We start from the raw sequence: 4,721 nt of genomic DNA on the forward strand, positions 1-4,721 counted from the left end.
CCCACCACGTCGTCGGCCACGACGCCGCCGGCGAGCAGCGCCTCGAAGACCTGCCGCCGCTCCTCGTCGAGCCGCCGGGCCAGGTCGGCCCGGGCGAGCTGGAACCCCTCCGCCAGCGCGGCGACGCCGTCGTCCGCGGCCCGCAGCACGGCCAGCCCGGCGGCGCGCACCTGCGCCGCCGAGCCGGCGCGCACCCCCGGCAGCTCGTCCCAGAGCCGCCAGCTGGCCGACAGGTAGAGGTCGACCTGCGCCCGCAGCGGCACGCCGGCCAGCGCGGCGTCGGCGCCGTGCCGGCCGTACCGCTCGACCTCGGTCGGCTCGAGCGTGCGCCCGGACTGCGCGGCCGCGACCACCGTCGGCAGGAAGTCGCCGAGCAGCGTGACGTCGAGGCCGCCCGCGTCGTCCGCCGCACCGCGGGCGATCGCGTCGAGGTCCGGGCGCTCGCTCACGCGGTCAGCGCTCCCCGGCGTGGTCGACGGGCCGCGCGGGCTCGGCGGGCTCGGCGGGCTCGTCGTCGGTGTGCTCGACGGCGGGCGCGGGCCGGGCGAGGCTGCCGACCACCGAGGCGGTGAGCACCACGACGATGACGCCGAGGCTGACGAGCGTCGGGATCTCGGGCACCGAGGTGCTGATCGTCTCGTGCGCGGCCTGCAGCAGCAGCTTGACGCCGATGAAGCCCAGGATGATCGCCAGGCCCTTCGACAGCAGGTGGAAGCGCTCGAGCATGCCCGACAGCAGGAAGTACAGCGCCCGCAGGCCGAGGATCGCGAACGCGTTGCTCGTGTAGACGATGAAGGTCTCGCTGCTGACGGCGAGCACCGCGGGCACGCTGTCGACGGCGAACACCAGGTCGGCGGCCTCGATGGCGACGACGACGGCGAGCAGCGGGGTGGCGACGCGGCGGCCGGCCTCGCGGACGAAGAACTTCGTGCCGGCGTACTCGTCGCGCACCGGGACGACCCGGCGCAGCAGGCGGACGGCGCGGCTGCTGCCGGGGTCGAACGAGTCGTCGTCACCGCGCATCAGCTTCCAGGCGCTGAAGAGCAGGATGGCGGCGAAGACGAACAGGATCGCGGTGAACTGCTCGACCACGGCGACGCCGAGCGCCAGGAAGATGCCGCGGAACACCAGGGCGCCGATGACGCCGAAGAACAGCACGCGGTGCTGGTAGGCGCGGGGCACCTTGAAGTACCCGAAGATCAGCGCGAACACGAACAGGTTGTCGACGGAGAGGCTCTTCTCCAGCAACCAGGCGGTGCCGAAGCTCAGGGCCGCGTCGGGGCTGACGACGACGCCGACCACGACCGCGAAGGCGATCGACAGGCCGACCCAGACGCCGCTCCAGACCGCGGCCTCCTTGAAGCCGATGGTCTTGGCGCCGCGGTGCGCGACGAGGTCGATGGTCAGGCCGCCGACCACGACGGCGCCGAACACCGCCCAGAGCCAGAACGGGACGTCCACGACGGTCTCCTCACGAAGGGGTGCAGGGGGATCCCGTCCAGGATGCGGTTGCACGTGCTCGGCAGACCAGGTCGGTCTCCGGACACGTCCAGTGTCCCTTCGTTGCCGGCGACCGGCAACGTTCGTGCTGTGGCTACTCCGTCGGGCGGACGGCGAGCACCGGGCAGCGCGCGCCGAGCAGCACCCGCTGGGCGTTGCTGCCGAGGATCGCCTTGGCGACGGCCGACCGGCGGCGGATCGCGACGACGATCAGCTCGGCGTCGGTCTCGTCGGCGAGCCGGAGGATCTCGTCGGAGGCGTCCTCGGCCGACACGTCGAGCCGGTGGATGGTGTGCGGCACGCCGCTCTCGGCGAGGCGCACCTCCAGGGCGTCGAGGTCCTGGTCGTCGGCGGCCGTCGGGGTGGTGTACCCCGCGGTGCCCACGACGTTCACGACGACCAGGTCGGTGCCGCGCCACTGCGCCTCGCGCAGCGCCTCGGTCACGGCCTGGAACCCTGCGGTGGTCGGCACGTAGCCCACGACGACGCTCATGCGCCAGAGCCTAGGGGGTCAGGCGCTGCGCAGCACCGTCACCGAGTGGTCGCAGACCAGCAGCGTCTCGACGCGCTTGGCGACCTCCTGCTCGGGGTCGCTCGACAGCTCGAGCTGCCAGCGCCCGCTGCCCAGGTTCGGCGGGATCGTGAACTCCACGACGCCGTCGGAGGCGTTGAGCAGCAGCAGGATCGTGGTCGCGTCGCCGGGGAACACCACGGTGATCGCCTTGTTGCGCGGGTCGGTCCAGTCGGCGACCGCCATGTCGGCGCCGTCGGCCCGCACGAACCGGACGCCGCGGTTGCCGTCGCCGTACCACTTGGGCCGCAGCGCGTCGTGCTCCTGGCGCAGCGCGATGAGCTGCCGGGTGAACGCCAGCAGCTCCTGGTGCTCGGCCGAACCCACTGCCTCCCAGTCGAACCAGCTGATCTCGTCGTCCTGGCAGTAGGCGTTGTTGTTGCCGCCCTGGGTGCGGCCGAGCTCGTCGCCACCGAGCAGCATCGGCACGCCCGACGACAGCAGCAGCGTGGTGAGCAGGTTGCGCCGCTGGCGGCCGCGCAGGGCGAGCACGCCCTCGTCGTCGGTGTCGCCCTCGGCGCCGCAGCCCCACGAGCGGTTGTCGGACTCGCCGTCCTGGTTGTCCTCGCCGTTCGCCTCGTTGTGCTTGTCGTCGTACGCCGTGAGGTCGGCGAGCGTGAAGCCGTCGTGGGCGGTCACGAAGTTGACGCTCGACAGCGGCGAGCGGCCGTCGGCCTGGTACACGTCGGCGCTGCCGGCGATGCGCTGGGCGATCTCGCCGAGCGCGCCCTCGGTACCCCGCCAGAAGTCGCGGACGTCGTCGCGGAACTTCCCGTTCCACTCCGACCAGCGGGCCGGGAACCCGCCCACCTGGTAGCCGGCGGTGTCCCAGGGCTCGGCGACGAGCTTCACCCGCGACAGCACCGGGTCCTGGTGCACGATGTCGAGGAACGCGCTGTGCACGTCGGCCTCGCCGCCCTGCCGGGTCAGCGTGGTCGCCAGGTCGAACCGGAACCCGTCGACGTGCATCTCGGTCACCCAGTAGCGCAGCGAGTCGAGGATCAGCTGCAGCGCCGCCGGGTGCGACACGTTCAGGCTGTTGCCGGTGCCGGTGGTGTCGAAGTAGCTGGCGCGCTCGTCGTCGACCAGCCGGTAGTACGAGGGGTTGTCGATGCCCTTGAGGCTCAGCGTCGGGCCCATGTGGTTGCCCTCGGCGGTGTGGTTGTAGACGACGTCCAGCCAGACCTCGAGCCCGGCCGCGTGCAGGGCCTTGACCATCGCCTTGAACTCGTCGACCTGGCCGCCGTCGTCGCCGGCGGCGCTGTACTCGTTGTGCGGCGCCAGGAACGCGATGGAGTTGTAGCCCCAGTAGTTGCGCAGGCCCTTCTCCAGCAGGTGCGAGTCCTGGGCGAACTGGTGCACCGGCATGAGCTCGACCGCGGTGACGCCGAGGTCGGTCAGGTGCTTGATCGCCGCGGGGTGGCCGAGGCCGGCGTAGGTGCCGCGCAGCTCCTCCGGCACGTCGGGGTGCTGCTGCGTGAAGCCCTTCACGTGCACCTCGTAGACGACCGTGTCGCGCAGCGGGGTCGCCGGCGCGACGTCACCGGACCAGTCGAAGTCGTCGGCGACCACGACGCAGCGCGGTGACGTGGCCGCCGAGTCGGCGTCGTTGAACGCCTCCGGGTCGGCGAAGGTGTGGCCGAAGACGCTCTCGTCCCAGTCCCACGCGCCCTCGATCGCCTTGGCGTACGGGTCGATCAGCAGCTTGTGCGCGTTGTACCGCAGGCCCCGCTCGGGGGCCCAGGGGCCGTGCACCCGCAGGCCGTAGCGCGTGCCCGGACCCATGCCCGCGACGACGCCGTGGAACACGTGGCCGTCGCGGTCGTCGAGCCGCACCGTCTGCTCGGCCCCCGACTCGTCGAAGACGGCGACGTCGACGGCCTCGGCCGACTCGGAGTACACGGCGACGTTCGCACCGCCGTCCACGAGGGTCACGCCGAGCGGGTAGGGCCTGGAGGAGGGTGCGTTCACGTCGACGATCCTCGGGTCTGCCGGGCCGGCGCGCGCGGTGAACGACGGTGACGCAGCCGGCGGTCGCCGGGAGGTGCGGCGCCGGGCGGGCGACCTACCGTGAAGGCGTGCCGACCGACCGCTCCCTGACCCTGCTCCGCCGCGGCTACCGGTTCGGGCCGGGCCTGCGGGGCAGCCGGCCCGCGGTCGAGACGAGGGTCGCCGGTCGCCGGGCGGTGCTGGTTGGCGGCGAGGCCGGCGCGGCGGTGTTCTACGACCTCGAGCTGACCAGGCGCGACGGCGCGGTGCCGAGGCCGACGAGCGACGCGCTGTTCGGCCGCGGCGCGGTGCACGGCCTGGACGACGAGCTGCACGCCGCGCGCAAGGGCATGTTCCTGCGGCTGCTGACCTGGGACGCCGTGCGCGACGTCCGCGCCCGCGCCGGTGCCTCGTGGGACGCCGAGCTGGCGGCCCTGCGTCCCGGCGCACCCCGGGCGGTGCAGCCGCTGGCCGCGGTCGTGCTGGGCCGGGCGGTGCTCGACTGGGCCGGTGTGCCCGGCACCCCCGAGGAGCAGGCCCGCCGGGCGCACGACCTGTGGCAGGTGGTCGACGGGTTCGGCTCGCTCGGCCCGCGGTACGCCCGGGCGCGGCTGGCCCGCCGGCGCACCGAGCAGCTGCTGCGCGACGCCGTCCGCGAGCT

The 4,721-nt window shown here is 73.2% G+C and carries 4 protein-coding genes and 1 pseudogene; 1 reads left to right on the top strand and 4 read right to left on the bottom strand.

Annotated elements, in window-relative coordinates:
• The 4 genes and pseudogenes from ACYVI6_RS18010 to glgX all read right to left on the bottom strand — a co-directional run.
• Positions 1-449 (bottom strand): annotated as a pseudogene (locus tag ACYVI6_RS18010) (PucR family transcriptional regulator); the annotation flags it as partial.
• Between the two features lie 4 nt (positions 450-453).
• Positions 454-1,461 (bottom strand): TerC family protein, encoded by a 1,008-nt coding sequence (locus ACYVI6_RS18015; RefSeq protein WP_460447683.1) that lies wholly within the window; start codon positions 1,459-1,461, stop codon positions 454-456.
• A gap of 133 nt (positions 1,462-1,594) precedes the next feature.
• On the bottom strand, positions 1,595-1,993 hold the full coding sequence (locus ACYVI6_RS18020) for a universal stress protein (protein WP_460447684.1): 399 nt from the start codon (positions 1,991-1,993) through the stop codon (positions 1,595-1,597).
• 18 nt (positions 1,994-2,011) lie between these two features.
• Positions 2,012-4,042, bottom strand: a complete 2,031-nt coding sequence (gene glgX, locus ACYVI6_RS18025) for a glycogen debranching protein GlgX (protein WP_460447685.1) — start codon at positions 4,040-4,042, stop codon at positions 2,012-2,014.
• A gap of 107 nt (positions 4,043-4,149) precedes the next feature.
• On the opposite strand from glgX, the gene ACYVI6_RS18030 reads away from it, so the two are divergent.
• Positions 4,150-4,721: cytochrome P450 family protein (locus tag ACYVI6_RS18030; RefSeq protein ID WP_460447686.1), on the top strand; the 572-nt coding region annotated here is incomplete at its 3' end.

This window comes from Angustibacter aerolatus (assembly GCF_054776675.1).